We start from the raw sequence: 24,665 nt of genomic DNA on the forward strand, positions 1-24,665 counted from the left end.
TCCGCTATCGGGCTTTTTCTTTTAAGGCATTACACGATCTTAATCTACAGCTTGTAAATCCCGTTGAGACTTCTCTTTGATATCCCGGGGCTCCCAAACTACCCCTTGAGTAGTCGCATGCTGCTTAAAGAGTGGTTGATAATGGGATTCCAGCACTTTGCGTTTAATTTTTAGAGTGGGAGTCAGAAATTCATTTAACGGAGTCCACTCCTCCTTACAGATAAAAATTGCCCGGATACGTTCATGGTACGGTAAACGCTCATTAACTGACTCCAGTATACGTCGCAACTGTTCATTGACCTCAGTACGAGGAAGCTTTTCCGCAGATTCCGATATGGTCGCCAACATCACAGGTTGATCCATACCATGCCCCAACACACAAAGTTGTGCCAAAAGGGTCTCATTACCGAAGTGTCCCTCCAGTAAGCTAGGCTGAATAAATTTTCCTTTACTCGTTTTAAAAGTTTCAGAGATCCTGCCTGTAATATGCAGTAAGCCCCTCTCATCGATAAAACCAGAATCCCCGGTATGGTAATAACCATCCCGAATGGCTTCTGCAGTTTTCTCTGGCTCTAAGTAATACCCTTTCATCAGAGAGCCGCTTTTGAAAAGGATTTCACCCTCATCAGAAATTTTCACCTCGCAACCGTGGTAAGGTTTACCCACCGTACCAGGCACTGGGTCCTCACCCGGCATCACAAAACAGCCATAGATAAAGTTTTCCGTCATCCCATAGCCATCAGCTATCTGCATCCCCATACGCTCATACCAGCGCAATAGCTCGATGGAAATTGGTGAGGCACCGCTTACCAGCATTCGTGCCTGATCCAGTCCAAGCCCGGCACGTACCTTATTTTTTAACCAACTATTCAGGCCCGGAATTCTGAGCAGTACATTTTGCAACGCAGGCGGAATCTTCTCGTCAATTCCCTCCTTAAACTTGGTCCACAATCTGGGAACCGAGAAGAACATAGTTGGCTTGGTGCGCTGTAAGTCTTCGAGGAAAGTATCCAGGGACTCCGGAAAATGTACCGGCGTACCTGAATAGAGACAGTGGAATTCCACCAAGATTCGCTCTGCGGCATGGGCCAAAGGCAGATAGGAAAGCACGCGGTCGCTCTCATTAAAGCCATAACCACGAATCATATTGGGTACTACAAAGACTACCGACGACCATGTATGCATCACGCCTTTGGGATTACCGGTAGTGCCAGAGGTGTACATAATGGTGAAGAGGTCATCCTCATTAAAAACGGGACTTTCCTCATAGCGTTCATTAGAGGCGATAACAGCTCCCAACTCTTCATCGCAGTGTATTTCACAGCGCTGAATCGCTACCGAAGGTAGAGTGTCCGCCACTTCCTGAAGAGCGGCATTGTTATCTGTAGCTCCACAAAAAAGCAATTTCGACTCGGAGTGCTGCAAAACATAAGACATAGAGGATGCGGATTGCCCAGGATACAGAGGCACGCTAACCATACCAGCAAGCAGGATACCTACATCAACAATGATCCAGTCAGCACAGTTTTTACCGTGAATTGCAATTCGATCGCCTGGTTCGAATCGGCTGCGCAGGTAGCCCGCGATACGTCTGGCCCGATCCATTACCTCACGCCAGGTGTAGTCCTGCCACTCGCGGCGCTGCATCTGACGAAGAAATACCGTTTCCGGTTCTTCCGCCTCTCTCTTGTAGAGAAGCTCCAATGGCTGCAGGCCCTTCACTTTTTCGTATCGCTCTTCTGGAGTCATCGCTTTCTCTCTCATTATTGTGTTTATTATGGTTTGATATTGGATAGCACTGTTAGACCCTGCATTTGGGTACTAGCAGCGACTTAAATTCCAGATCGCCAATTCAATTGACCGCGCACCTAAATCACCATTTTAGTGCACTCTGACTAGCAGCTTTCTAAGAGGTGCAGTCACAAATATATAGGTCAACGTCAGCTTATCGTTATTATTTAACTTAAAGTTACTGAATATGCTCGCTTAGTGCAATTACTAAGCACTAGGAAAGGATGTACCACTTCAGCAAGAGTGTAGACTACCCAGTCCGTTGCAATGAGGTTGCAATAAGATAGTATCTGGTGCACTTTTTGTGGAAAGGCAAAAGCTTGAGTTAATGAAAAAACTTAGAAAAGCTTACGGCGCAAGAGATGACTAGCTAGTACCAACTATAATCACGGTAGTCATAATTGTGAATACTTATATTCTTATACTTTCACACTTTAAAAAATCTAATTACTTTCCAGCCTAAACCGTCAAAGCAAATGTGTGTTCACATAAATGACAAGAGCTAAACAGTATCGTTTTTTAAAAGATAAAAACTGGAATTATAATCGAATTAGCAGACCATCGCTGACTCTGACTAAAGCTTCGCTAGAAACACTCAACCAGTGAAAAATATTTACTAAATTAAAAGTTATTTTAAATAACTCACTGCTGCGAAGAACTTTATGCGCAATAGAGTTGAGAGGATAAAGGATGAGGAAGATAAAAGTTACAATTAAAGTATCTTAAAAAAGAGGAAAGCTCATCCAACTCTCCCCTCTTTTATTTACTTATTTTTAGCTTACTGTCTCACCATGAGCCTGCTTATCTGCATGGTATGAAGAACGCACCAGCGGACCACAAGCGGCATGCTTAAAGCCGATTTGTTCTGCATAACGACGATATTCCTCAAACTCATCCGGATGTACATAGCGCTGCACGGGCAGGTGCTCTTTACTCGGCTGCAGGTACTGACCGATTGTGAGCATATCGATATCATGCTCGCGCATATCGTCCATTACCTGGAAAATTTCTTCCTTTTCCTCACCCAGGCCCACCATCAAACCTGACTTGGTTAGTACATCCGGGCGACGCTTTTTGTACTCTTGCAGCAGCTTTAGGGACCACTTGTAATTGGCACCTGGGCGGGACTCACGATAAAGGCGCGGTACGGTTTCCAGGTTATGGTTGAATACATCCGGTGCCTGCTTTTCAAGGATATCCAGTGCAATATCCATGCGCCCGCGGAAGTCGGGGGTGAGGATTTCCACTTGCAGGTTCGGGGAGAGCTCGCGAGCTTCGCGGATACACTCGGCAAAATGCTGAGCCCCCCCATCGCGCAGGTCATCCCTATCCACCGAGGTAATAACCACGTAACGCAGACTCATGGCGGCAATGGCCTCCGCCAGATTCTTGGGCTCTTCCGGGTCCAGAGGGTTGGGCTTACCGTGGCCAACATCGCAGAAGGGGCAGCGGCGGGTACAGATTTCCCCCATGATCATGAAAGTGGCAGTACCGCCACTAAAACATTCACCCAGGTTCGGACAGCTGGCTTCTTCACATACGGTGGAGAGTTTTTGCGAGCGCAAGATACTCTTAATTCGATCCACTTCTTTTGAGGCTGGCACTTTCACCCGGATCCAGTCGGGTTTGCGCAGCACAGTATCACTGGCAATAACCTTGACTGGGATACGCTCTACTTTGTCACCATCACGCAGTTTCTCCCCCTGTTGAAGGCGGCGGGTGCGCTTTACCGGCACCAGATCGGGTTTATCAGCCATTACTCAATTCCTGCTGTTCCGCGCTCAGTTGCGCCAATACATGTTCTTCTAGTGGCTGCCACTTGGCCGAGGGCAGCCCCAAGGTACGCAGTAATTCGCGCACAAAAATTTCCGCCACCTGTTCCCAGGAGGGTACCTGTGGCAATAACTCGGCCATCTGCACCATTTGCATGCCGGCATATCCACAGGGGTTAATTCGGAGGAAAGGGGCCAGATCCATATCGATATTGATGGCAATACCGTGGAAGCTGCAGCCGCGGCGCACACGCAGGCCTATGGAAGCAATTTTATTGCCACTGCGAGGCCCTTCCGTGAGATAGACCCCTGGTGCATCAGCACGAGGCGCAGCCGCTATACCCAATGTTGCCAGCATTGCTACCGTAGCTTTCTCCAAGGCCGTCACCAGATCGCGCACGCCGATTTGGGCGCGACGTAGATCTAGCAATGGATAAACCACAAGCTGGCCGGGGCCGTGATAGGTCACCTGGCCACCACGGTCCACCTGCACCACTGGGATATCACCGGTATTCAACAGATGCTCTGCCCTGCCGGCCTGCCCCTGGGTAAATACCGGTTGATGCTCCACACACCAAATTTCATCTGCGCTACTTTCATCACGAAGATCGGTATATCGGGACATGGCACGCCAGACGATCTCGTAGTCCCGCCGGGCTAGGTTGCGGACAATGGTCATCAAAGCACCATATGAACCGCAGGATGTACTTTCAACTCCTCAAAGAGGGCCTTGAGCTGGTCCTCACCTGTAGCGAGGATAAAAAAGGTCATCGAGGTAAACTTCCCACTGCTACTATCCCGCAGAGTAACGCGCTCCTCATCCAAACCGGGGGCATGGCGACGCATAACTTCCAGAACGAACTGATGCGCGTCCTCATTGGCATCGCGTACCACTTTGACCATATAGTCTTCGCAAGGGAATTCAATCTTCGGGGGTTTCTGATTGGGATCTTGACTCATACCACTCTCCGGGATCGGCCTTTGGACATTAAGAAAAGCTTAGGTGCAGCCGGGCGGCGATTATACAGTGAGCGCAGGGCAGTGGACAGGGAATGACAGAGGAACTAGTCAGGGAACCGGGCGAGCCGGCCAGGGAGGCAAAATTGCCACCCCTGGCTGGTCAAAACTGAGCAAATTTAACTGAAGAAGCCCATAACAAAGCGCTTAATAGAATCCCACATGCGCTTGAAGAAACCGGCTCGGTCTACCTCTTCTGCGGCGACCGCTTTAACATCCGCGACAGTTTCACCATCGAGAGTCACAACAACTTTACCAACAGACTGACCCTTCTCGACGGGAGCTTCCAGCTCTCCATCCACAATCAGGTCGGCCTTAATACCCTCTTCGCCACCGCGTGGGATAGTTACAAAAATATCCTTCTCAACTGCTATGCCAACACTGGGTTCTTTACCACCCCAGACACGCTCGGTCTGCAGTACTTCGCCCTGCCCATATACTTTATGGGTCTGGTAGTAGCGGAAACCATAAGCCAGTAGCTTCTGGGTCTCTGAAGCGCGTTTTTCATCGCTATCGGTGCCTACCACGATGGCTATCAGGCGCATACCGCGCTTCATGGCAGAAGCCACCAAACAGTAGCCAGCCTCTTCGGTATGGCCTGTTTTAATGCCGTCTACTGCGGAATCGCGCCACAATAGGCGATTTCGGTTGGGCTGGTTGATACCGGAATAACTGAAATACTTCTCGGAGTAGATGTCGTAGTGTTCCGGGTGGTTGGCAATCAGAGCTCGTGCGAGAACCCCCAAATCCCGGGCGGTGGTCACATGCCCCTCAGCCGGCCAGCCGGTAGCATTGACAAAATTGGTGTTCTCCATCCCCAGCAGTTCGGCTTGCTGATTCATCACTTCAGCAAATACCTCCTCACTGCCTGAAACATGCTCAGCCAGGGCAATACTGGCGTCATTACCAGACTGGATAATAACGCCGCGCATCAGGTCCATAATCGGTACCTGGTCGCCAACCTTAACGAACATCTTAGAGCCGCCCTTGCGCCAGGCTTTCTCAGAGATACGTACCTTATCATCTTCTTTAATGCTGCCTTTGATCATCTCTTCCGAGACAATGTAGGCCGTCATCATTTTTGTAAGGCTGGCAGGAGGAACCTCCTTATCAGCCTCGTGTTCCACCAATACCTGACCGGTATTGGCATCCACAAGCAAGTAGGAGGTAGCCGCCAGCTGGGGCGGCGCTGGAATAAGTGATTGCGCCTGGGCTAGGCCCGCACAAAGCAACAGAAAAGAGCAGGCGATAATCCGTGTGATCATAGGTGAGAGTCTCGTTAATCCTCGTGTTCGTTGGCTGGCTGTTAACCTATTACTTATTTTAAGCGATTAATTCACAGCGAAGGCTTATCACCTTATGCCGTGAGCCAGTAATAAAGACAAAATACAAGAAAATTCGCGCCATTGCGCAGTATTTTGTGAACGGTCGTTCCTATGACCGTCAATTCCATTGGTGATCACTGACGACTTGCTATCCCTCCTGTGCTGCCGGCACAGCTGATGACGGGTTTTTCAGCGAGTTCGAGAAAAGAATATCGTCAGGAATTTACGGCTCTCCGGTAACCGTGACCTTTCTCCACAAACTGGAATATTCACCGTTCGGACCGCACTTTTACCGATGGGTTTTATTCATACACAACCTGGGGCTCTCCCAGCTGGTTCTTCTGCACAGTTTCCCGTGCATTGGCCAGGGCCCGCTGTTGGGAGATTGGGCCTATGCGCACCCGATAAAATTGCTTGCCACTGCGCTCAACCGGACTGACAGAAACAGGATAGTCAATTGCTGCAGCCAAGCGAGCCCGAATTTTCTCGGCCTGGGCTGGGCTGCTATAGGCTCCCACTTGCAAGAAGGTATTTTCCGGCAGGCGGATACTGGCATCCTGGGGCAGGCCGCCAGTTACATCGCCAGCCAATAGGGTTTCCGTAACCGGTGGCAGGGTATTTGGGTCCAGCGCTTCTACCTCAACACGGGCAACACCCTGATTCACATAGTCCAACTTTTGCGCTGCTGTATAACTCAGGTCGATAATTCTGCCGTGAACAAAGGGGCCGCGGTCGTTAATACGCACAATAATACTGAGCCCATTATCCAGGTTAGTTACCTTGGCATAACTGGGTAGCGGTAGGGTTTTGTGCGCGGCGGACATGGCATACATATTATAAATTTCGCCATTGGCAGTGCGTCGCCCATGAAATTTGGTGCCATACCAGGAGGCCTTACCCTGCTCTTTGTAGCCCTTAACCGCAGGGCGTACGTGATAGGTTACACCTTTGACTTTATAAGGGCTTTTATTGCCCGCCGGTCCGATTGGTTCCCGCACGGGTGTGGGCTCCGGCGTAGCGAGCATATTTACCGGTTTGGCTGGGCCGCTATCCTTAAGGCTATCGAAGTCCTGCTCGCCCTGCTTATTCGGCTTAATTTGCGGGCCGCCACAAGCGACCAAAAACAAAGCGGCGAGTAGGAACACTCGCCGTATATTGCGCTGAAACATAATCCCCCCGGCGCGCGGCAACCTAAGGCTGCCGTCTCCAAGCCGCTGTTATCTATAACTGCTCAGTAAAACAGAAAATTATTGATTACCACCATCACCATTAGTTCCCGGCTTTGGCAATTATTCTCAGGAATTATTTATCTCCAACTCAGCTCTTTCCGCCGCGCGCTTTAACAATCTCCTGGGCAAGTTCATTCACTGCCATGGCGTAGAGGCGGCTGCGGTTGTAAGTCGTAATAGTGGAGAAGTTATTCAGGCCTAACCAGTACTGCTTGCCCTGCTCAGTCTGCAGAGAGAAAACAATCGCGGGCATTTCAGGTGCCACTTGGCTGGTAGCATTAAAACCTTTTTCCGCCAGCTCACCCACTGTCCACTCGGGCTGTAGGGTATCGTTGACGATGGTCATATCTGCATTGGGGCGCGGGTTGGCTAATACAGTCGTTGGCTCACCGGGCTTCCAGCCGTGCCTGGCCAGATAGTTAGCCACACTGCCGATCGCATCGGTTGTATTGGTCCAGATGTCCACCTTGCCATCTTCACTGAAATCCACCGCATAGGCGCGGTAGCTTGAAGGCATAAACTGGCCGTAACCCATGGCACCGGCATAGGAGCCCTTCAGCGCGAGAGGGTCCATACCTTGATCACGGGTTAAAAGCAGGTAGTTTTCCAACTCCTTGGTAAAGAACTCAGAGCGGCGCGGGTAATTGAAGGCCAGGGTGGAGAGTGCATCCAGTACCCGGTAGCCTCCCATATTGCCACCGTAGCGGGTTTCAACCCCGATGATCGCGACAATAACCTCAGCTGGGACACCATACTTTTTCTCAGCTTCCGCCAGGGCCTCAGCATTCTTATCCCAAAAATCCACACCGCCGGCAATGCTTTGCGGAGTTAAAAATAGCTTTTTATATTGATACCAGGGCTTGGCTTTTTCTGCGGGGCGCTTGATCGCCTTGAGGATAGAGTCCTTGCGCTTGGCATTGCGCATCAGTTCCTGCATTTCGTTGCGGTCAAATTGATGTTCTTGCACCATATATTCCACAAACTTTTGCGCGTCGGCATTATCGCCGTGGCCGGGCTCCTGCGCACAAGCTGCAAGCGCTAGCCCCATACCAACCAATAGTCCCGAGGTCCACTTCAAAACCACCGCTCCTGTCTTCATCTCGCGTCTCTACATCCAGTTTTTGATTTGCGCCGCTGGTTCATCAAAAATGTACCCTGCGCCGCTCGGTCCCTACGGCCATGAGAATACCGAATCCCGCCATTAAGGTAATCAGTGAGGTTCCACCGTAACTGATTATTGGCAAGGGTACCCCCACCACTGGCAACAATCCCGTAACCATACCAATGTTTACAAACACATAGACAAAAAAAGTGAGGGTAATACTCCCCGCCAGCAGGCGCCCAAATAGATGTTGCGCCATAAAGCTAATATAGATGCCGCGGGCGATCACCAGCACATAGAGTAAAAGCAGTAATAGGACACCGCGCATCCCCCATTCCTCAGCCAACACCGCGATAATAAAGTCGGTATGGCTCTCCGGCAGAAAGTCCAGCTGCGATTGGGTGCCCTGCAAATAGCCTTTGCCATACACTCCCCCGGAACCTATAGCGGCTTTAGAGTTGAAAATGTTCCAGCCAGCACCAAAGCGATCATCGTGAGGATTCAGAAGTGTCAGGATACGCTGGCGCTGGTAGTCCCTGAGCCCCCACTGCCAGATTGGCCAAGCGGAAACCACCAAGCCCATAGCCGCCGCTCCGATCATCTTCCAGCTCAACCCGGCCAAATACAGCGCGAACAGGCCGGAAGCGGCGATCAGGATAGAGGTCCCTAAATCTGGCTGGCGCACAATTAAAGCGGCTGGAACCGCCACGATGGCCAGAGCCCCAATGACAGTCACAAGGGACGGGGGCTGGGCGCGCTGGTGCAGGAAAGCCGCCACCATCATCGGCACTCCCAACTTCATCACCTCCGAAGGCTGAAAGCGGAAGCCGGCAATCTCCAGCCAACGTTGGGCGCCCTTGGCACCGGTGCCAAAGAGCAACACCCCCACCAGCAGAGCGCAGCCGCCCAGATAGGCCCAGGGAGACCAGCGCCGATAAAAATCCAACGGAATCTGCGCGACAATAAACATGCCGGTGAACGCCAGGCACATAAATATAGACTGGCGCCGCACGTAGTTCATATCGCCGCCAGAAGCACTGTAGAGCACCCCCAGCCCCACAGAGGCAAGCACCAATAAAAGCACCAGCAGTGGCACATCAATGTGTAGGCGCCTCGCCAGACTCACCGGCTTTCGGAGACTGCCGTGAGCATCGGACAGCCGGTGAGAAAAATCGCGGCTAGCCATTATCCACCCCTTTGCTCAATCTGGTTTTCTGTGCCGTATTCTCTTGGGTGTCTGGTCGTGGCACCCACTCGGCAAATAATTCCCGCGCCACAGGCGCCGCCACGCCGCCACCGGCTTCACCATTCTCGACCAAGACCGCTACAGCAATACGCGGTTTATCCACAGGAGCAAAGGCGACAAACAGGGCGTGATCGCGGTGGCGCTCCTGAAGAGCCTCTGAGTCGTAACGGGCACCCTGGGCTATACCCACCACCTGGGCGGTGCCGGATTTTCCAGCGACACGAAAGTTCAGGTCTTTACCCGCGCGTTTGCCCGTGCCATAGCTGCGATTGACCACCGCCTCCATGCCCTCGAACACCAGGTCCCAATTATCAGGGTGCGCCTCCAGGTTATGCAGAATTTCCGCCGGCTGTTCGACCCCGTTGATGGTTTTCACCATTTGCGGGCGATAGTGGGTACCGCGATTGGCAATGGTAGCGGTCATCACCGCCAGCTGCAGTGGCGTCGCCAGGACAAACCCCTGCCCCAGCACGGCGTTCAGACTATCGCCAGGGAACCAGGGCATACCCCGCGCACCGCGCTTCCAATCCCGCGAGGGGAAGAGGCCGGAGCGTTCCATCGGCAGATCGATACCGGTCTTGGAACCCAGGCCGAAGTGAGCGGCCATATCGTGCATGCCATCAATATCCCAGCGGTGAGCCATATCCCAGAAATAGACGTCGCAGCTCTGCGCCATAGCCTGAATCAGATCCACCTTTTCTCCATGGCCCCAGCGCACATGGTCGCGGTATAGACGTGGATCATTTGGCAGCTTATAGAATCCCGGATCCTTAATTTTGGTTTCACGGGTGATCAGTCCAGCCTCGAGCCCGCCTAACCCCATCAGCGGCTTCAGGGTCGAACCAGGCGGGTATTGGCCCTGTACCGCACGGTTAAACAGCGGCACATCGAGGGAATCACTCAGGGCGCGATAATCAGCAAAGCTGATTCCGGTTACAAACAGGTTGGGGTCGAAGGAGGGCTTGCTGACGAAGGCCAGCACCCCACCGGTGTTCACATCGATGGCGACAACTGCACCGCGGCGATCGCCCAGGGCATCGGAGGCCACCTGTTGCAGGTGCGCATCAAGATGCAGGGTAAGGTCAGCACCGGGCTTGGGGTCCTGGCGCTCCAACACCCTCAATACTCGCCCGCGTGCATTGATCTCCACATTTTCATAACCTACTTCGCCGAGCAGGGTTTTCTCATAGGAGCGCTCCAGTCCCACCTTGCCGATACTGCGGGTGCCGCGATAGAGGCGCACGTCCTCTTTAGTGAAATTACTCAGGTCGCGATCACTGATACGCCCCACGTAACCAACACTGTGGGCAAACAGGTCTCCCAGGGCGTAGTAGCGCACCAACTCGGCCTCCACAGAAACTCCGGGCATGCGAAACTGGTTCACGCTGATCCGTGCGATTTCCTCCTCACTCAGACGAAACCTCAGAGGCACCGGTTCAAATGGACGGCGGCGACGCAAGCGTTTGCGAAATTTGGCCACATCGCCGTCACCCAGACGGACCAGATGGCCGACCAGTTCGAGGGTTGCGTCCAGGTCTTTCACCCGTTCACGCACAATAGAAAGGTTATAACTGGCGCGGTTATCCGCGAGTAATATACCGTTGCGATCGTAAATCAGCCCGCGAGTTGGAGCGACGGGGCGTACCTGAATACGGTTATCATCGGATTGGGTGCGGTAGTCATCGTAATCAACCACCTGCAAATTATAAAAACGCGCAATCAAAACCCCTAGCAACGCGATGACACCAACAATGGCCACCAACATGCGGTTGCGAAACAGTCGCTGCTCCGTGTGGGGGTCCTTGAGGTGATGATCGTGGGGCATTGGCGTTTTTTAAACGATTATGACTGGCGCGGGAAAAAACTAATTCGGACTACATTACCACAGCGAACGCACGGAGAGAGAATTCCAGTTGGCAAATCTCTCCGCACTTGGTCGCAAATGTCTTATTTGTGATAAGGGTGGCCGGCAAGCAGGGTCCAGGCGCGATAAATTTGCTCGGCCAAAACCACACGAACCAGAGGGTGCGGCAGGGTCAAAGGTGACAGAGACCAGCGCTGACGCGCCCTGCTCAGGCAGTCCTGCGAAAGCCCGTCTGGGCCGCCAATCAACAGGCTGACATTTTCCCCTAGCAGCTGCCAATCGCGCAGCTGGTCGGATAATTGCTCTGTACTCCAAGGCTTGCCCTTAACATCCAGCGCCACCACATGATCGCGCGGGCCGAGAGCAGCGAGCATGGCCTCGCCCTCTTTCTTGCGCGCTTTATCAATCAGTGCCGCAGAGCTTTTCTGGCCCCGCTGCCCCAGGGGAATCTCCACCATTTCCAGAGCAATTTCACGGGGCAGACGCTTGGCGTATTCGGCATAACCCTCCTGGACCCATGCCGGCATTTTGCCTCCGGCGGCGAGGATGCGAACCTTCACTTAATCAACCCTGATGGGGATCGCTACCATCCGCCTCGTCGCGGGTATTTGGAGTCATAGACCAGAGTTTTTCCAAGTCGTAGAAATTGCGCACATCCGCGAGCATTACATGCACTACCAGATCCCCATAATCCACCAGTACCCACTCGCCCTGCTCTTTGCCCTCAACACCAATCGGGCGCACACCCTCTTTCTTGAGTTCGTCCACCACATTTTCTGCCAGCGATTTTACCTGGCGGCTGGAGGTACCGGTGCAGATCACCAGGTTATCCATCACATCAGAAAATTCGGAAACATCCAGAGCGACAATGTCTTTGCCTTTCAGATCTTCCAGAGCATTTAGCGCGATATCTTTAATATTTGTCATAACACCTTGATTCATTACGGGTCACCAGTGGCAACCGATTCTGTGTAGAGTTGATGGTCTTCAATATATTGCAACACCGTTGCTGGCAGTAAGAAACGCGGAGACTGACCGCTGGCCAGCAACTGGCGAATCTGTGTAGCGGAAATTGGCAGCAGGGTTTGCTCGCGCAAGACCAGGCGACCTGAGGCATATTCATGTAAATCGGCCAGGGTGCCGCGATGCTGCTGCAGAAATTTCGCTAGCTCGGCATTGCCAGTGGCTGCGCTCGCTTCCGGCAAGTGCCAGCCGGGTCTGGTCACAACGACCAGGTGAGCCAGCTCCAACAGGCGTTGCCAACGATGCCAGCGATGCAAGGTCAACAAGGAGTCAGTACCCATACAGAAACTGATGGACACTTGTGGCCCCAATTCCTCACGCAGCGCTTCGAGGGTATCTACCGTATAAGTGTCACCACCGCGCTGCAGTTCCCGCTCATCCAGCTGCAATTCATCACAACCAGCCAATGCCAGTGCCAACATTTCACTGCGCTGGCGTGAAGAAACTCCCGGACTCTGACGGTGGCGAGGCTGATGGCTGGGTAGCAGACGCATTTCATCGAAACCCAGAGCCTGGCGCAGCTCTAGCGCCATGCGCAAATGGCCGAAGTGCACCGGGTCGAAAGTGCCGCCGAATAAGGCGATGGTCTGCCGCTTAGTTGCCAAAATTACCTCTTTACTGGCTGCCGGGCCCGAAAAACTATCGGCGGATATGCCCGTCACCGAGCACAATCCACTTTTGCGAGGTGAGCCCTTCGAGCCCCACCGGTCCACGGGCGTGGATTTTATCAGTACTGATACCGATTTCCGCCCCCAGGCCGTATTCAAACCCGTCGGCAAAGCGCGTGGAGGCATTAATAATCACCGAGCTGGCATCCACCTCGGCAAGGAAGCGACGACTGCGACTGTAATCCTGAGTCACAATAGCCTCGGTGTGGCCTGAGCCATAGCGGGCAATATGATCCATTGCGCCATCCATATCCGCCACGACGCGGATAGCGAGAATGGGCGCAAGGTATTCCTCACTCCAGTCGCTATCACTGGCTACGTTAATCTGTGGCAATATCTCTCTGCTGCGTTCACACCCGCGCAATTCTACGCCCTTCTGCGTATAAGCCTCGGCCAGCCGCGGCAGAATTTTCCCAGCAATTGCCTCGGCCACCAACAGCGTTTCCATAGCGTTACAAACGCCATAGCGGTGGGTCTTGGCATTCAAGGCGATCTCAAAGGCCTTCTGCTCGTCAGCCAGGTCATCGATATAGACGTGACAAACGCCGTGCAGGTGTTTGATCACCGGCACACTGGCCTCGCGACTGACTCTTTCGATCAAGCCGGTGCCACCACGTGGCACTATGACATCCACATAATCGGGCATGGTGATCAGGGCGCCCACTGCAGCGCGGTCGCTAGTATCCACTACCTGTACTGCCGTTTGCGGCAAGCCGGCCTCGCGCAGCCCTGCACTGATGCAGGCGGCGATAGCCCGGTTGGACTGCAACGCCTCACTACCGCCACGTAAAATAGTCGCATTACCGGATTTCAGGCAGAGACTGGCCGCATCGATAGTCACATTGGGGCGAGACTCGTAAATAATGCCCACTACTCCCAGGGGCACACGCATCTTGCCCACCTGAATTCCGCTGGGGCGATAGCACAAATCCTCAATTTCCCCCACCGGGTCCGGTAGATCGGCCACCTGTATCAGCCCCTCGATCATACCGTCGATGCGCTCATCATTGAGTTCTAATCGGTCGAGCAGTGCCGCATCCAGACCGCGCTCGCGTCCGGCCTGCATATCAGCCGCATTGGCCTTGGCCAGTTCGATCCGATTGGCTTCCAACTCGGCAGCAATTGCTGCAAGGGCACGGTTCTTGACCTCAGTATCTGCGCGCGCCATTGTGCGAGAAGCTTCTCGAGCGGCTCGCCCCATCTGTTCGAGTTTGTCGCGGGTAGATTGCTGATCAGTGCTGGCTGTCGTGGTCACTTGGCTCTCCGTGCGAAATCCGGTCGGCCGCGCAGTATACCCCAGCAGCCGGGGGTTTAAACGGCATAAATGGATTCCTACTGTTGGGTTACTCCCTACTCCAACGATCCAGGTTCTCAGCAATATTGGCGAGACGAGCCAAGGGGTCTTCCAGGGCCAGCAAATCCACTCTCGCTTTATCCTCAAGGGGTAACAACTGGGCCAGTTGCCAGGACAGGGCATCGGCGGAGTCGACATTATCGAACTTGAGTGAAAGATCCTTGGCACGCTCCTTTAACTCTTCCAGCACTGCCATTAGGCCATCGCAATCTGCAGGTATCGGCCGGGGGGCATTATCTGGCAACCACTCAACATCCCCCAGTAACAGGCCGTCTTCAGCCCGCTCGGTGTGACTGATGCGGAAGCGCCGCCGCCCTACTACCTGCACATGCAGCAAGCCCTCCTCCCCCTGACTCCAATCGACAATATGCACATAGACCCCAAGGGGCCAAACCGAGGCGTTGCCCACCTCGCCGCCAGAGCGAATCAAAACAACACCAAAGCCGCTCTCATTTTTCAGAGATTCGCTAACCAAATGCAGATAACGCTGTTCAAAGATACGTAGAGGTAGCGCAACACCTGGGTAGAGGGGCACGCTCAGGGGAAAAAGGGGGATCTGTTGCAAAATGCTCTCTCGTTGGGTGGGTTGAAGTACTAAAGATAACACTGCCAATAGGATCACCGAGATTACTGGCGAGGCCTTTAAGCGCCAATCCAATTGTTTGAGTGCAATATTCCACGGAATCCCGGTAATTGTCGGTGGCAAGCACGACCCACAGCCATTAAGCTGCTGCGGTTTATTAACGAATGGAGACTATTCATGCCTAAAGCAACAGCCCGCCATATCCTGGTACAGACCGAAGACAAGTGCCTGGAACTGAAAGATCAGATCGAAAATGGCGCCGATTTCGGCAAAATCGCGGAGCAGTTCTCCCAATGCCCTTCCGGCCGTTCCGGCGGTGACCTGGGTGAGTTCAGCAAGGGTATGATGGTGCCGGAGTTCGACAAGGTCGTTTTCTCTGAGGAACTGAACAAGGTACACGGCCCAGTAAAAACTCAGTTTGGTTACCACCTTCTGGAAATCACCAGCCGCCAGGATTAATTCTCCGCGAATTAATCTGCTAATAAAAAGCCGGGCAATTGCCCGGCTTTTTATTGCTAGCTCTAAAAAATATTCCCTCAGGCCTTGGCTGCACCCTCTGGAATTTCCACCTCACTTCTATCTACAGAACCGGCACCCAGAGGCTTGAATATCACCAGTAACAGTGGCAACAAAGTCAGTGAGCCCAGCAGTGCCGCGGACATGGCCGAGGCGGTCAAGAGGCCAAAGTAAATAGAAGGCACAAACTTGGACAGCGCCAGGATCGAGAAGCCGGCAATAATGGTGATTGCCGTGTAGAACATGGCGCGACCGATAGTTGCATGGCTGCGATGCATGGTGGCCAGGTAATTGCCGTCTTTGGCAAACTCGGCGCGGAAGCGGTACAGATAGTGAATCGCATGATCCACCCCAATACCCACGGTAATCGCCGCAATGGTGATGGTCATCATATCCAATGGAATACCGGCGAGCCCCATACCACCGAGTACCACACAGGCCGCCAGCATATTCGGTACCAGCGCGATAATGGCAATCGACAGAGAACGGAACAACACCAGGAACATTAACAGGATGCCCACAAATACCGCCCCCAGAGTCAGGATTTGGGACTTAAACAAGCTCTGCAGCATATTGTTGTAGAGCACCAGCAGTCCTGTCTGGTGGATGTTTTCCGGCGCTATACCCATTTCATTATGCGCGTAATCGTAAATGCGCTCGATCAATTCGCCACGGCGCAGATTCGGATCAGTCTCCATCACCCGCAGGGTAATGCGGGCCTGATTGTTCTCAACCGAGAGGTAAGGGTCTACCAATACGCCGCGGATTTCCGGCGGCAGGCTGGTATTGGCCACCGCCAACTCAAAGTCATTGAGCTGACCACCTTTCAGGTCACGAGCCACTTTGTACAGAGTGGCGAGGGACTGCACCTTGCCGATCTCTGGCTGTTCTTCCAGGTAATCGTGCAACTGTTCCAAGGTATTGAGACCAGCTACGGTAAACCAATAACTCTGCTCCTGAGACTCCTCTTCTCCGCCGAAAGGGTCATCTGAGGAAAAAGGATCTTCTTCTACCGCAAACGGATCTTCCTCCGCTTCCATGGCAAAAGGATCCTCTTCACCTTCGAAGGCAGGCTCCTCTTCCACAGGCTTGTCGAGGATAATATCCAGGGTCACAGTGCCGCCCAGGCGGCGGTCAATCACCAGCATACCCTGGTAAATTTCGGTGGAATCATCGAAGTAATCGATAAAGCGGTTTTCCACTTTAAGCTGCAGCATTCCCGCCACACTGATCACCGCAGCGGCCAGGGACACCCCCAACACCACAAACTTATGGCGCTCGGCAAAGCTAGAGAAACGCAGGGTAAATGCATGGGAATTATCCTCACTCACTTTGCCCTGGCGCTTGGGCAGGATCATCAGAAAACTGGGGATAATCAGGAAGGACAACATCAGGGCTAGAGTTACCCCCATCGTCATCATCCAACCAAAGTCGATAACCGGGCGAATACCACTCACCACCAGCGATACAAACGCAACGATAGTGGTCAGGGCCGTGTACAGACAGGGCTTGGCCATAAACCGCACTGTCTGCAGCACCAGTGTTTCACGGCTCCAGTCGGGGTTTTGCGCAATATATTCGCGGTAACGCACCGCCAGGTGGATAGTGATCGCCAGGGTAATAATCAGCAGCAGCGCGACAAAGTTTGCGGAAATCACAGTCATGCGCCAGTCGAGCCAGCTGAGCAGACCCAGGATCATCACTGCGGTGGTGACACAGGTGAGCAGCGGTAACAGCACCCAACGGGGCTGACGGAAGATCAGCAACAGAGTCAGAATAATGAAGACGAGGATGCCCACACCAAACACTACCAGATCACTTTTGATAAATGTGATCATGTCCGAAGTGATCATGGTCACACCGCCGAGGAACAACTCTGCCTCGCCTTTGTAACCGGCGAGAATCCCCCGCACCTCATCAACTCGCGCCCGCGCTTCCAACTCCTGAGCCGTGCGGTGCTGCAAATAGACGGCACTCACCTCTTCCAAGCGCGCAGCCTCTTCCGGGCTCAGGCCCTCACTATTGCGCTTACGGCGCAGGGCATCGCGCTCGCGTACCAATTCTATACCGTGGCTATCCAGCGTCAGATTGGCGAGCAGTGCGGTGGTCTGGCCATCCGGGCTCAGAATCAATTCGCGGTAAATAGGGCTGGAGAGAAACTCCTGTCGGGCCAGGTCTCGATCAGTATCTGCCTGGGACAGGGTGCGAATCTCATCGGTGATATCGGTTAAAGACAGCTTGGGGCTGTACAGCAAAGGGACATCGAGGATGGTCTGTACACTGGAAACGCCATCTACTCCGGCCAGCTCATCGCGTAACTTGGCCAGAGCTTGTAGAGATTTATCGCTAAACAGGTCGCCATCCTCATAGCGATAGGTGACCACCAGAAAGTCCCCGCTAGCGTAGCGCTCAGCGATCTCACGAAAATAATCCAGGGACTCATCGGCCTCCAGGGTGAGGGAGTCCGCCGAGGCATCGATCTTGAAGCGGGGCAAGCCCATCGCTGCCAGCAGGGTGAGCAGGCCGATAACTACCAACACAGCCAGTGGCCGCTTGGTTACCAGGTATTCATACGAGTTCTTGAAAGCTGACAGCATAGGTTTTTGCTTCTATCCAATAAATCAGTGGGCCGCAGTACGGCGCATATTTTGATCGCCCCGGCAGTGCTGGTGCAAATACAAAATTTGCGTTTACACGGCGCTATTGGAAATATTTTCAGGGAGTATCGATATGTCCCAGATCACGCTCGGGAAACAATAGGTCCCGCACGCGCCGCTTGAGTTCCTTTGCTCCGGGAAAACCGCCATCGCGCTTGCGCTCCCAGATCAAATTTTCACCAATGCGGATTTCGAATACTCCTCCAGTTCCGGGTTGTAATGCAACCTGTTGTAGATCATCCGCAAAAGTGTGAAGCAACTCCTGGGCCATCCAGGTAGCCCGCAACATCCAATTGCACTGCACACAGTAGTGGATGGTTATGCTCGCTTTCACTATTTTTTATCTCCCTGTGACCTACTCACCCCAAGCCGGCAACAACTTTTGTTCCACGCCCAACTGATCGAGCAGTCTCGCCACCACAAAATCGATTATGTCTTCGACCGTGCGCGGCTTCTGATAAAAACCGGGGCTAGCCGGCAGAATCATCGCGCCCATGCGGGTGAGTTTGAGCATATTTTCCAGGTGAATCTCCGAGTAAGGCGCCTCGCGCGGAACCAAAATCAATTGGCGGCGCTCCTTCAATGCCACATCTGCAGCGCGCTCAATCAGATTGTTGGAGGCTCCACAGGCAACGGCCGACAAAGTACCGCCGCTAGCCGGGCAGATCACCATGCTAGCCGACGCTCCAGTGCCGGATGCCACCGGCGAAAACCAGTCGCGCTTGCCAAACAATTTCAACTGGCCCTCCTGCGCGCCGAAGCGATCGGCGAGAAAAGCCTGCAGTGTGTCATCGTCGCCCTCCGGCAGTTGCAGGTCGGTCTCTGTATTGATCACTACCTGGGCCGCCTCAGACATCAACAGCCAGACGCGCACGCCAGAAGCGAGCAGGCACTGCAACAAACGCAGGCCGTATTGGGCCCCGGAAGCCCCAGTCATGGCCAGGGTAACGGTTTTATTAAATGTGGCTTGCTGCAAGATCACTTCCCCGATCACTAAAATGCTGACTCTTTTCAGGTCGAATAGTTATATTTTTGCTCCAGGGCTCCAATCAAACGCTGATGGATACCACCGAAGCCGCCGTTACTCATCACCACGATATGACTGCCCTCGCCGGCGAGCTGCAGTGCCGATTCCACACCATTCTCGATAGTGTCAAAAATCTTGGCCGGCACCGGAGAGTGGTGAGTAACTTCATTCAGAGACCAATTCATCCCTTGGGGCTGATACCACAACACCATATCCGCACCGCTACAGGCACTGGCCAACTGGCCCTGATGCACGCCCATACGCATGGTGTTGGAACGGGGTTCAATCAAGGCGATGATCTTGTCCTTGCCCACTTTGGCCCTGAGGCCCGTAAGCGTGGATTCGATCGCAGTTGGGTGGTGGGCAAAATCATCGTAAACGCGGATACCAGCCACTTCGCCCAGGCATTCCATACGGCGCTTTACGCCTTGAAAACGCCCAAGGGCAGAGGCGCTTAGCTCTGGTACCACGCCAACATGACGAGCTGCAGCCATAGCGGCGAGACCGTTGCGCACATTGTGCATACCGGTGAGATCCCACTCCACGCGCGCCACTTCGGCACTCTCGAATAGCACGGTAAAACTGCTGCCATCCGCGGCGATATCCACCGCTCGCCAGTCGCCGGCACTGATTCCCGGCTGATCCTCACTGGCAAAGCGCTGAACTTCACTCCAGCAACCCTGCTGCAATACCTGCTCCACATTATCTTCTGCGGCGCTGACAATCAGGCCGTTGCCGGGCACCGTGCGAACTAGATGATGAAACTGCCGCTGGATCGCCGCCAAATCGTCGAAGATATCGGCGTGATCGAACTCCAGATTGTTGATAATCACTGTGCGTGGGCGGTAATGCACAAACTTAGAGCGCTTATCGAAGAAGGCGGTATCGTATTCATCTGCCTCCACCACAAAGAAAGGGGACTCCCCCAGGCGCGCCGAAACACCGAAGTTACCGGGTACACCGCCAATCAGGAAGCCGGGCTGCATATCCGCCGCTTCCAGAATCCAAGCCAACATGCTGGCAGTCGTGGTCTTGCCGTGAGTGCCCGCTACTGCCAGTACCCAGCGCCCGCCGAGGAAATGGTCACAGAGCCACTGGGCACCGGATGTATAGGCCAGCCCCTGTTCAAGTACCGCTTCTACGGCGGGATTACCGCGGGACATGGCATTGCCGATAATGACCAGGTCTGGGGCCGGCTCCAACTGAGCCGGGTCATAGCCCTCGGTGATCTGAATACCCGCCTGCTGTAGTTGAGTGCTCATGGGGGGGTAAACATTGGCATCGCTACCGGTGACCCGGTGTCCTTCGGCCACCGCTAATTGGGCTAGGCTGCCCATAAAGGTGCCGCAAATACCGAGAATATGGATATGCATGGCGAAAATCTGTACTCCTGGGGGTTGCGGCGCAAGCTTACCACGGCAAAACAGGCCAGTAATTGCCAAATGCCCCGTTTGCCATGCAATTTACTCGCTATTCCATTAGACTCCGCCCCCGCACAGATCGGCCTCACCCCCGTTAGGGTGGTAGGAATTTTCCAGCTACGGCCGACACCCGATACGAGCTCCCGGAGTTCCCCACTGGCGCCGCCGAAGAGCGTCCGGCGGACAACCGGATCGGGTCACTTCCCAAGATCTCTATGAAAACAGGATAACCATGTCGAAGAAGAACGCCTTTTACGCGCAGTCCGGTGGTGTGACTGCCGTAATCAATGCCTCCGCCTGCGGCGTAATAGAAGCTGCCCGTGAAAACCAGGACAAAATTGGTAAAGTCTATGCGGGGCTGAACGGCATCCTCGGCGCATTGCGAGAGGAACTGATCGACGTGAGCCAGGAAAGTGTGGAAGACATCGCCGCACTGCGTCACACTCCCTCCGGCGCCTTTGGCTCCTGTCGCTACAAGCTGAAGAGCCTGGAAGAGAACCGCGCAGAGTACGAGCGCCTGATCGAAGTATTCAAGGCCCACGACATCGGCTACTTCTTCTATAACGGCGGCGGCGACTCCGCTGACACCTGCCTGAAAGTCTCGCAACTGTCTGAGACCATGGGTTATCCAATCCAGGCCATCCATATTCCCAAAACGGTCGACAACGATCTGCCGCTAACCGACAACTGCCCCGGCTTCGGCTCCGTAGCAAAATACGTTGCAGTTTCCACCAAGGAAGCGGCCATGGACGTCGCCTCTATGTGCGCCACCTCCACCAAGGTCTTTATCCTCGAAGTAATGGGTCGTCACGCGGGCTGGATTGCCGCCGCCGGCGCCCTGGCCAAGGAAGAGGAAGGCGATGCACCGCACATCATCCTGTTCCCGGAAGTGGCCTTCGATAAAGAGAAGTTCTTGGCCAAGGTGCAAAAGACCGTGGACGAGAAAGGCTACTGCGTAATCGTCGCCTCCGAGGGCGCCCAGTACGAAGACGGCACCTTCCTCGCCGATGCCGGCACTACCGACGCCTTCGGTCACAAGCAGCTTGGCGGTGTGGCACCAACCCTCGCCAATATGATCAAAAGCGAGCTGGGCCTGAAATACCACTGGGCACTGGCCGACTACCTGCAACGCGCCGCCCGCCATATCGCCTCCGCCACCGATGTGGAGCAGGCCTACGCCGTCGGTCGCGCCGCCGTGGAAATGGCGGCAACCGGCAAGAATGCGATTATGCCGGCAATTATTCGTGCAGAAGGTGAAGAGTACAGCTGGTCTATCGCGGAAGCGCCACTGTCTGAAGTGGCCAACGTCGAAAAATTTATGCCGAAAGAATATATTAGTGAAGACGGCTTCGGTATTACCGAAGCGGGACGCGAGTACCTGTTACCGTTAATTCAGGGCGAGGACTACCCCCCCTACAAAAACGGCGTACCCCAGTATGCGAAATTAAAAAAGCAGCTGGTGGAAAAGAAGCTGGATACTGAATTTAAGGTGTAATCTTAAAACTCTTTCATCCAGATTTTAAAAAGCCCCCGAATAAAACCGGGGGCTTTTTTATTGAATATTGTTTAAGCGCTTGTTATTGCTACTCAACACCCAATCAAAATAAAAAATCATTACTATACAATTTAGCTAAATGAAACGTCTGTTCCTGATTTAGCTCTTACTATCTTCAACTCTGACTGCCTGGAGCTTAAATGCCACCAACCCCCCTTTATTCTCATTTTAAAATCCAAAATATCTTATTGACACCACCAACCTGCCACTAAAGCCAGAAAAAACCATCATCCTAAACCCTCTAAAATTACCGCTGAAAATATCTAACAAGATGCTCTTTTCTTTGTGGTAACTTTATATTTATTCATATCTCTACCAGCCCCTAGTATGTAAACACAACCCGCCCAAAAAAATCAGCCACAACCGCAGAAATCGCCTCTCCAGCTCACCCACCAAACAAAAATAAAATCAAAAATCCTGAAAACAACAAAAACATACCCTCCCATTTGGTACAGAATTCTTAAAAAAACTTCCAAACAGCAAGTAGCACCAGAGTGCAAAATTCACAACATTCGAAAACATAATCTATAGAAGCCCGCCAATTAAAAAAATTTTATGAAAAAATAAAATTATAGAAAGTAATATTTGAATTCCCACAGATACAAACTGCATAATCAGGCGCCAAAGATAACCAGTCAAAAGTTATGAACAGAAAAATTATAAAGATCTCCCTAATTGCCTTACTCCTATCCGGTTGTAGCGGTGGCGGATCTGGTAGCAGTAGCACCGGCGATACTGCTGAAAAAAATTCACCGGTAGCAAGTACCCCTTCAACAGGAGACGGTACTCCACCGGCAACAGAAGATCCCTCAAATGGAGGTGACACCTCTATTGCACCAGAGCAAGTAAAGCTAATTGCTTTAAGTTTTGAGGCAATAAAGAAGTTCCGCTTCGCGTGGATTGATGCTGAAAATGCCAGCCACTATCATTTACTGGAAAACCCCGATGGGGTTTCCGGTTTTAGACGGGTTGCTGAATATATTCCCCAAGGTAATGAATCCCTAACACTAAAACTAGAAACAGCACTCTATTCCCGAACTAATGCGCAATATATTCTACAGGCCTGCAACGGTGAGGGATCTCAAGAAAGATGTAGTGATTCAACGATACTTTCTGTTGACGATTTTTTACTGACCGGAAGCATTGGCTATTTCAAAGCGAGTAATACAGATGCTCACGATGATTTCGGCAAAGCAATCAGCCTTAGTGCTGATGGCCAGACCCTAGCAATAGGGGCACCTCGAGAGGATAGCAACACCACAGGTGTTAATGGAGATGGAAGCAATAATGATGCAGATGAATCCGGTGCGGTGTATATATTTACTCGCAGTGAAAGCGGCTGGCAACAGCAGGCCTACCTTAAAGCCAACAACAATAGAAAGTGGGAGTATTTTGGTTCAGAACTCAGTCTGAATGCCGATGGCCAGACTCTTGCAGTAGGTACTGATAGTGGTGTTTATATCTTCACCCGCAATGAAGATGACTGGCAGCAACAAGCCTACCTTAAGGCCAGTGATACAGATGCCTCTGAAAACTTCGGTGATTCACTCAGCTTTAGTAGCGATGGCCAAACTTTAGCTGTTGGGGCTTCAAGAGAGGATAGCGGAGCAGTCTATATCTTCACCCGAGATAAAGGCACCTGGCAACAGCAGGCCTACATAAAGGCTAGCAATAGCGATGAAAATGACCTTTTTGGTTATACTGTCGGCCTCAGTGCCGATGGCCAGATACTCGGAGTGGGCGCACCAAATGAAAATAGCAGTGCTACCGGTATTAACAACGATCAAAGTAGCAATCGTACATATAATTCTGGTGCGGTGTATATCTTTGCCCGCAGTGACACCGACTGGCAACAACAGGCTTACATAAAAGCTAGTAACACTGATGAAGGTGATTATTTTGGTTCTTCACTCAGTTTAAGCGCAGACGGCAAGGTCCTGGCCATAGGAGCTACAGCTGAGAGTAGCAATGCTTCCGGTATTAATGGCGATGCAAATAACAACCAGGCAACGAGTGCTGGCGCAGCTTATATTTTTATTCGCAACAACGATACTTGGCAGCAACAAGCTTATATTAAGGCAAGTAATACAAATTCTTATGACCGATTTGGTGGATCTCTCAGTCTTAGCGCCGATGGCCAGTCCCTAGCGGTAGGAGCCATTCGGGAGGGTAGCAGTGCCATTGGCATTAATGGCGATGAAGGCGATAATAGTGCAGATTGGTCTGGTGCCGTGTATATCTTCGCCCGAAGTGAGGACAACTGGCAACAGAAGGCCTACCTAAAAGCCAGTAATACCGAAAAGGGAGACTATTTTGGTTTTGGTAATATCAGCCTCAGCGCAGATGGCCAGACCTTAGCGGTAGGGGCCTTTCAAGAAGATAGTGGCGCCACGGGCATCGGCGGCAATCAGCAAGATAATTCAGCATACTCTAGCGGAGCAGTATATATCTATTAGCGCTTAATTAGCCGATGAGAAACAAACTGAATTATCAGCTTGAGGGCTCAGCGAAAATT

21 protein-coding genes are annotated in these 24,665 nt (G+C 52.6%); 3 read left to right on the top strand and 18 right to left on the bottom strand.

The window, feature by feature from the left end; all coding sequences use genetic code 11:
• Positions 1-39: 39 nt before the first annotated feature.
• The 14 genes from ACJJIB_RS17915 to ACJJIB_RS17980 all read right to left on the bottom strand — a co-directional run bounded on the left by ACJJIB_RS17915 (position 40) and on the right by ACJJIB_RS17980 (position 14,956).
• Positions 40-1,749, bottom strand: coding sequence for an AMP-binding protein (locus ACJJIB_RS17915; RefSeq protein WP_444887049.1), 1,710 nt, complete (start codon positions 1,747-1,749; stop codon positions 40-42).
• A gap of 815 nt (positions 1,750-2,564) precedes the next feature.
• A complete protein-coding gene (gene lipA / locus ACJJIB_RS17920) occupies positions 2,565-3,548 on the bottom strand; it encodes a lipoyl synthase (RefSeq protein ID WP_444883942.1) in 984 nt (327 codons plus the stop codon).
• On the bottom strand, positions 3,541-4,242 hold the full coding sequence (gene lipB, locus ACJJIB_RS17925; protein ID WP_444887050.1) for a lipoyl(octanoyl) transferase LipB: 702 nt from the start codon (positions 4,240-4,242) through the stop codon (positions 3,541-3,543). Before lipB ends, lipA begins: the two co-directional genes overlap by 8 nt.
• A complete protein-coding gene (locus ACJJIB_RS17930) occupies positions 4,242-4,523 on the bottom strand; it encodes an HP0495 family protein (RefSeq protein ID WP_252083119.1) in 282 nt (93 codons plus the stop codon). Before ACJJIB_RS17930 ends, lipB begins: the two co-directional genes overlap by 1 nt.
• Before the next feature lie 176 nt (positions 4,524-4,699).
• Entirely contained in the window at positions 4,700-5,845 is a 1,146-nt protein-coding gene (locus tag ACJJIB_RS17935; RefSeq protein ID WP_444887051.1) for a D-alanyl-D-alanine carboxypeptidase family protein, read from the bottom strand.
• A gap of 362 nt (positions 5,846-6,207) precedes the next feature.
• A complete protein-coding gene (locus ACJJIB_RS17940; RefSeq protein WP_444887052.1) occupies positions 6,208-7,074 on the bottom strand; it encodes a septal ring lytic transglycosylase RlpA family protein in 867 nt (288 codons plus the stop codon).
• Between the two features lie 148 nt (positions 7,075-7,222).
• Positions 7,223-8,233 carry a lytic murein transglycosylase B gene (gene mltB, locus ACJJIB_RS17945; RefSeq protein WP_252083121.1) on the bottom strand — a complete coding sequence of 337 codons (1,011 nt, stop codon included), beginning with the start codon at positions 8,231-8,233 and terminating at the stop codon, positions 7,223-7,225.
• Between the two features lie 43 nt (positions 8,234-8,276).
• Positions 8,277-9,422, bottom strand: a complete 1,146-nt coding sequence (gene rodA / locus ACJJIB_RS17950) for a rod shape-determining protein RodA (protein ID WP_252083122.1) — start codon at positions 9,420-9,422, stop codon at positions 8,277-8,279.
• The gene (gene mrdA / locus ACJJIB_RS17955; RefSeq protein ID WP_252083123.1) at positions 9,415-11,307 is read right to left on the bottom strand and encodes a penicillin-binding protein 2; all 1,893 of its coding nucleotides are present in this window, start codon (positions 11,305-11,307) and stop codon (positions 9,415-9,417) included. The genes rodA and mrdA overlap by 8 nt, the downstream gene beginning before the upstream one ends.
• A 122-nt stretch (positions 11,308-11,429) precedes the next feature.
• Positions 11,430-11,906, bottom strand: a complete 477-nt coding sequence (gene rlmH, locus ACJJIB_RS17960) for a 23S rRNA (pseudouridine(1915)-N(3))-methyltransferase RlmH (RefSeq protein WP_252083124.1) — start codon at positions 11,904-11,906, stop codon at positions 11,430-11,432.
• Positions 11,907-11,910: 4 nt separating this feature from the next.
• Positions 11,911-12,288, bottom strand: coding sequence for a ribosome silencing factor (rsfS, locus tag ACJJIB_RS17965; RefSeq protein ID WP_252083125.1), 378 nt, complete (start codon positions 12,286-12,288; stop codon positions 11,911-11,913).
• Positions 12,288-13,031: a nicotinate-nucleotide adenylyltransferase gene (gene nadD, locus ACJJIB_RS17970; RefSeq protein ID WP_353505441.1), complete on the bottom strand. Its 744-nt coding sequence runs from the start codon at positions 13,029-13,031 to the stop codon at positions 12,288-12,290. The genes rsfS and nadD overlap by 1 nt, the downstream gene beginning before the upstream one ends.
• Positions 13,009-14,238 carry a glutamate-5-semialdehyde dehydrogenase gene (locus ACJJIB_RS17975; RefSeq protein WP_444888943.1) on the bottom strand — a complete coding sequence of 410 codons (1,230 nt, stop codon included), beginning with the start codon at positions 14,236-14,238 and terminating at the stop codon, positions 13,009-13,011. The genes nadD and ACJJIB_RS17975 overlap by 23 nt, the downstream gene beginning before the upstream one ends.
• 142 nt (positions 14,239-14,380) lie before the next feature.
• Positions 14,381-14,956, bottom strand: coding sequence for an LON peptidase substrate-binding domain-containing protein (locus ACJJIB_RS17980; protein ID WP_444887053.1), 576 nt, complete (start codon positions 14,954-14,956; stop codon positions 14,381-14,383).
• 195 nt (positions 14,957-15,151) lie between these two features.
• On the opposite strand from ACJJIB_RS17980, the gene ACJJIB_RS17985 reads away from it, so the two are divergent.
• Positions 15,152-15,433 carry a peptidylprolyl isomerase gene (locus ACJJIB_RS17985; RefSeq protein ID WP_252083127.1) on the top strand — a complete coding sequence of 94 codons (282 nt, stop codon included), beginning with the start codon at positions 15,152-15,154 and terminating at the stop codon, positions 15,431-15,433.
• Between the two features lie 77 nt (positions 15,434-15,510).
• On the opposite strand, the gene ACJJIB_RS17990 is transcribed toward ACJJIB_RS17985, so the two are convergent.
• From ACJJIB_RS17990 to mpl, 4 genes are all read right to left on the bottom strand, one after another.
• On the bottom strand, positions 15,511-18,087 hold the full coding sequence (locus ACJJIB_RS17990; protein WP_444887054.1) for an efflux RND transporter permease subunit: 2,577 nt from the start codon (positions 18,085-18,087) through the stop codon (positions 15,511-15,513).
• Between the two features lie 118 nt (positions 18,088-18,205).
• Entirely contained in the window at positions 18,206-18,481 is a 276-nt protein-coding gene (locus tag ACJJIB_RS17995) for an Rdx family protein (protein ID WP_286036977.1), read from the bottom strand.
• A 21-nt stretch (positions 18,482-18,502) separates the two neighbouring features.
• Complete coding sequence (locus tag ACJJIB_RS18000; protein WP_444888944.1) at positions 18,503-19,084, bottom strand: flavin prenyltransferase UbiX; 582 nt, start codon at positions 19,082-19,084, stop codon at positions 18,503-18,505.
• A 74-nt stretch (positions 19,085-19,158) separates the two neighbouring features.
• Entirely contained in the window at positions 19,159-20,547 is a 1,389-nt protein-coding gene (mpl, locus tag ACJJIB_RS18005) for a UDP-N-acetylmuramate:L-alanyl-gamma-D-glutamyl-meso-diaminopimelate ligase (protein ID WP_444887055.1), read from the bottom strand.
• 280 nt (positions 20,548-20,827) lie between these two features.
• On the opposite strand from mpl, the gene ACJJIB_RS18010 reads away from it, so the two are divergent.
• Complete coding sequence (locus ACJJIB_RS18010; RefSeq protein ID WP_444887056.1) at positions 20,828-22,090, top strand: 6-phosphofructokinase; 1,263 nt, start codon at positions 20,828-20,830, stop codon at positions 22,088-22,090.
• Positions 22,091-22,794: 704 nt separating this feature from the next.
• A complete protein-coding gene (locus tag ACJJIB_RS18015) occupies positions 22,795-24,606 on the top strand; it encodes a hypothetical protein (RefSeq protein ID WP_444887057.1) in 1,812 nt (603 codons plus the stop codon).
• Positions 24,607-24,665 lie beyond the last annotated feature (59 nt).

The organism is Microbulbifer mixtoriginis (SeqCode), assembly GCF_052467705.1.

What these genes read in the sequence shown, in the direction of transcription:
- ACJJIB_RS17915 (WP_444887049.1), bottom strand. Translation starts at nt 1,749, where the DNA reads ATGACTCCAGAAGAGCGATACGAAAAAGTGAAGGGCCTGCAGCCATTG.
- lipA (WP_444883942.1), bottom strand. Translation starts at nt 3,548, where the DNA reads ATGGCTGATAAACCCGATCTGGTGCCGGTAAAGCGCACCCGCCGCCTT.
- lipB (WP_444887050.1), bottom strand. Translation starts at nt 4,242, where the DNA reads ATGACCATTGTCCGCAACCTAGCCCGGCGGGACTACGAGATCGTCTGG.
- ACJJIB_RS17930 (WP_252083119.1), bottom strand. Translation starts at nt 4,523, where the DNA reads ATGAGTCAAGATCCCAATCAGAAACCCCCGAAGATTGAATTCCCTTGC.
- ACJJIB_RS17935 (WP_444887051.1), bottom strand. Translation starts at nt 5,845, where the DNA reads ATGATCACACGGATTATCGCCTGCTCTTTTCTGTTGCTTTGTGCGGGC.
- ACJJIB_RS17940 (WP_444887052.1), bottom strand. Translation starts at nt 7,074, where the DNA reads ATGTTTCAGCGCAATATACGGCGAGTGTTCCTACTCGCCGCTTTGTTT.
- mltB (WP_252083121.1), bottom strand. Translation starts at nt 8,233, where the DNA reads ATGAAGACAGGAGCGGTGGTTTTGAAGTGGACCTCGGGACTATTGGTT.
- rodA (WP_252083122.1), bottom strand. Translation starts at nt 9,422, where the DNA reads ATGGCTAGCCGCGATTTTTCTCACCGGCTGTCCGATGCTCACGGCAGT.
- mrdA (WP_252083123.1), bottom strand. Translation starts at nt 11,307, where the DNA reads ATGCCCCACGATCATCACCTCAAGGACCCCCACACGGAGCAGCGACTG.
- rsfS (WP_252083125.1), bottom strand. Translation starts at nt 12,288, where the DNA reads ATGAATCAAGGTGTTATGACAAATATTAAAGATATCGCGCTAAATGCT.
- ACJJIB_RS17975 (WP_444888943.1), bottom strand. Translation starts at nt 14,238, where the DNA reads ATGGGGCGAGCCGCTCGAGAAGCTTCTCGCACAATGGCGCGCGCAGAT.
- ACJJIB_RS17985 (WP_252083127.1), top strand. Translation starts at nt 15,152, where the DNA reads ATGCCTAAAGCAACAGCCCGCCATATCCTGGTACAGACCGAAGACAAG.
- ACJJIB_RS17990 (WP_444887054.1), bottom strand. Translation starts at nt 18,087, where the DNA reads ATGCTGTCAGCTTTCAAGAACTCGTATGAATACCTGGTAACCAAGCGG.
- ACJJIB_RS18000 (WP_444888944.1), bottom strand. Translation starts at nt 19,084, where the DNA reads ATGACTGGGGCTTCCGGGGCCCAATACGGCCTGCGTTTGTTGCAGTGC.
- mpl (WP_444887055.1), bottom strand. Translation starts at nt 20,547, where the DNA reads ATGCATATCCATATTCTCGGTATTTGCGGCACCTTTATGGGCAGCCTA.
- ACJJIB_RS18010 (WP_444887056.1), top strand. Translation starts at nt 20,828, where the DNA reads ATGTCGAAGAAGAACGCCTTTTACGCGCAGTCCGGTGGTGTGACTGCC.
- ACJJIB_RS18015 (WP_444887057.1), top strand. Translation starts at nt 22,795, where the DNA reads ATGAACAGAAAAATTATAAAGATCTCCCTAATTGCCTTACTCCTATCC.